At 55.8% G+C, this 3174-nt stretch carries 2 protein-coding genes; both read left to right on the forward strand.

Translation table 11 applies throughout. From position 1 onward, the window contains the following. Positions 1 to 1540 (forward strand): hypothetical protein (locus ACXRVZ_RS27400; RefSeq protein ID WP_458233106.1); only part of this gene is annotated, 1540 nt, incomplete at its 5' end. A 37-nt stretch (positions 1541 to 1577) separates the two neighbouring features. Continuing rightward, a complete protein-coding gene (locus ACXRVZ_RS27405; RefSeq protein ID WP_458233107.1) occupies positions 1578 to 2759 on the forward strand; it encodes an AAA family ATPase in 1182 nt (393 codons plus the stop codon). Positions 2760 to 3174: the final 415 nt, after the last annotated feature.

Here is a 3174-nt window from a genome sequence, read left to right on the forward strand (position 1 = left end):
GCGCATTCGACGCTGGCGAAAGGCAGTGCGCGAAGGAGAGAGCAAAGGACTTAGTCCCGTTGAAGCGTTGATCGACGACACGCAATCGCGTGGCAATCGTGGACCAAAGATTGACCTCGACTTGCTAGTCAGGCTGCACACAGCAATCAGAGCCGGATTGAAGGATCCCACGAACCCGACGACGCTTCACCTCTACGACAAGATCGCGACGGAATGGCAGTCTGAAGGTCTCGTGATGGTGGCCACGAGCACCTTCTACGAGCATGTCAAGCGTCTGCGCAGTGTTGGTACGGTCGAAGCATCACAGGGTCACAAGGCGGCTCATCAGATCGAGCCGGCCTACTGGATGCTTGAGCGGAACACACCCGTGCACGCGGAGCATGCCATGGCGCTGGTCCACATCGACTCCACGTTGCTAGACGTTGTTCTTATAAGTTCGATATCCGGAGAGATCCTGGCCAGGCCTTGGCTGACGCTGGCCATTTGCGCCCACACGAGAAAAATTGTCGGGTTCCATTTGTCGTTCAGACCTCCGAGCTACATAAGTTCGATGGCGGTGCTCGCGGACATCATCCGCAGGAACGGGCGCTTGCCTGACGCAATCATTCATGATTGGGGCAGCGAGTTCAAGGCCAAAGACTTCAAGGAGTGTCTGGCTACCCTTTTTATCTTGCGGCACGTCCGGCCGAAAGGTTCTCCGCGGTTTGGAGCGCTGATCGAGCGAGTAATCGGGACCACGACGATTGAACTTATTGCCAATCTGCGGGGCAATACAAAGCTCTTGAAGAACGTCCGGATGATGTCGCCGTCAGCCAGTCCAGAGCGGCATGCCGGGCTCACCCTGCTGGAGCTCCACATCGGCCTCGAGCATTACTTCGATCTGTACAACGGCGAAAAGCACTCGACCACGCTTCAAGCACCAGATTCGATGTTTGAAGCGTCCCTCGTGCTCCAAGGTCGGCGGCTGCATAGGATCAAGAGCCTTGTAGAAGTCCTGCCTGTCATCTCTCCGCTTGCACGAGGCAAGACGCGCACGCTGGATTCGGCCCGTGGGCTGTTCGTCAATTACCGTCATTACGGAAATCCAGCATTGGCAAGCCTGGCTCTTGACAAGACAGAACTGCTAGTTCGCCCTGTTCCATTTGACCCGGCAACGATCCTGACGTTCTTCAAGGGCAAATGGATTGAGTGCCGGTCTGCGTTGGCGCCGGAGCTCCAGAGGTCGCCTGAGGTCGTGCGACGCTGCTTCAACGAGGAGTGGTCTGTGGAGCAGCGTTTGGTGCGCGAGTCGTCGAGCGAGGGGCGCCAACGGATCTGCAACCTTCTTGAACAGATGAACGCTGCCGCGCTGGCGAATCAGGATTACTGGCGTGACCGGAAGTACGAGGAAATTCGCAACTCAAACGTATTTCCTCATTCGCCCCAAGAACAGCCAGGTGCGACCCAGAAGGACGAGCAGCTGGAAGGCTACGCGAATTCCATGCGCGACGCGATGGCTCGCGCTATGGGATCTGCAACTGCGGGCAAGCTGGCGCACTGATCCATGTTGTGTATGAACGGGTAATGGCGGGATAGACATGAAGGCAAAAACCACCTCTTCGGAACGAAGCATCGCTGTACCGCAGTTCCCACCCCATCTCCTCCAGGCATCGATTGATGAGCGCATTCATTACTTCGAGAAGGAGGCCGTGGTCGACCATCCGCGCCAGAATAGGCTCTTGAAGGAGCTCGCCGTGCACACACGTCACCCGACGTCGAGGAACTTGGTTCTGGTGATCGGAGGGACAGGCGTCGGCAAGTCGACTCTTTTCAAGCTCCTCTGTCGGCAAGCAAGGGACGAGTTGACGGACGAGGAACGGTCGGCTGGCTTGGTTGGCGCTGTGTATCTTGAGTTGAAGAGTCCAACGAAAGGAACGTTCAACTTCGACGTCATCTTCAGGGCGATTCTCGAACTGATGGGTGTGCCGCTGGTGGACAAAACGAGGCCACTCGTCTACAGGGACGCGAATGGCATTAAGGTGCCGACGCTGTTGGTGGAAACAGACTCAAGAAAGCTTACCGGTGACGGGCTAGAGCGGCGTTTCTATTGGGAAGTTGGCTGCCGAAGGCCGCGTCCTTTGATATTGGATGAAGCCAAAGCAATCTTCAAAATTGCCAAGGCCAGATCAGAGGACGATCGGCTCGCACGCTTGAAGGAGCAGTCAGACCTTTTGAAGGACTTGGCCAACGGCGCACAGACGACCGTCATGCTAGGTGGCGGCTATGACTTCTTCGAGCTCTGCGTTTCCAGCGCTCAAACGGCCAGACGGACCCTGATCATTCATGTGTTGCCATATGACGATTCAGATGGCGATGACGGGAAGACAGGCTTTTCCATAGCTATCTATGGCCTGCTCTGTCATCTACCTATCGAGCACGATCTCGATCCAGTCCTAGTGGCGACCGAGCTGTTCTTGCAAGGTGTGCGGTGTGTCGGTATTGCCGCCGGAATTCTTGCTCAGGCATTGCGCGACGCGTTGGTGAAAGGCACTGCTCTTACGATGACGATGCTCAAACGTCATTACTACCCTGCAGAAGCTCTTCATGCAATTGTGAGTGAGCTCGCGGATGGGATCAAAAGGGTTAACAAGTTTCTCTCGTCAGAAGACCTCTTGCCGCGGCCACCAAAGTCAGCTCAAACGCCTCCGACAGAAAACAAACCGTTGAAGGTGGGCGACACCAAGCCTTCGCATTTGTCTGGCAACACTGAACAGTGGTGAGTTATATGACCATCCGCAGATCATTTCCCATAGACCGGCTATTTCCGCCTGTGCGGCTTCCACCGTTCGTTGGTTCGGATCGCGTCGCGCTGCATTCTCTTTTCAGAATCCTCTGCGAGTCTAATCAGTTGCTCGTGAAAGACGTGGTCCTCGGAGGCTTGTCGAGCGAGCCGCTATTCGGGGTGTCAGCAGCCCGCGGTCAGTCAACTGGCAACTCTCTCTACCTAATCAACTCTGGTTGCGGAGTATCGGAGCGTGTGGTCAGCTTTCTTGAATCGACGTTTTCCATGATCAATCTCGACCAGCTGACCTTGAAGCGGTTAATATCTTTGACAGGCGACCGACCGCTGCTCGTCAGCAAGTCGCAGATGGTGTCCGCAGTGTGCTATCAGAACGATGTCGCGTCGGGCCACTC

The organism is Roseateles sp. P5_E8 (assembly GCF_054177665.1).

What these genes read in the sequence shown, in the direction of transcription:
- ACXRVZ_RS27405 (WP_458233107.1), top strand. Translation starts at nt 1,578, where the DNA reads ATGAAGGCAAAAACCACCTCTTCGGAACGAAGCATCGCTGTACCGCAG.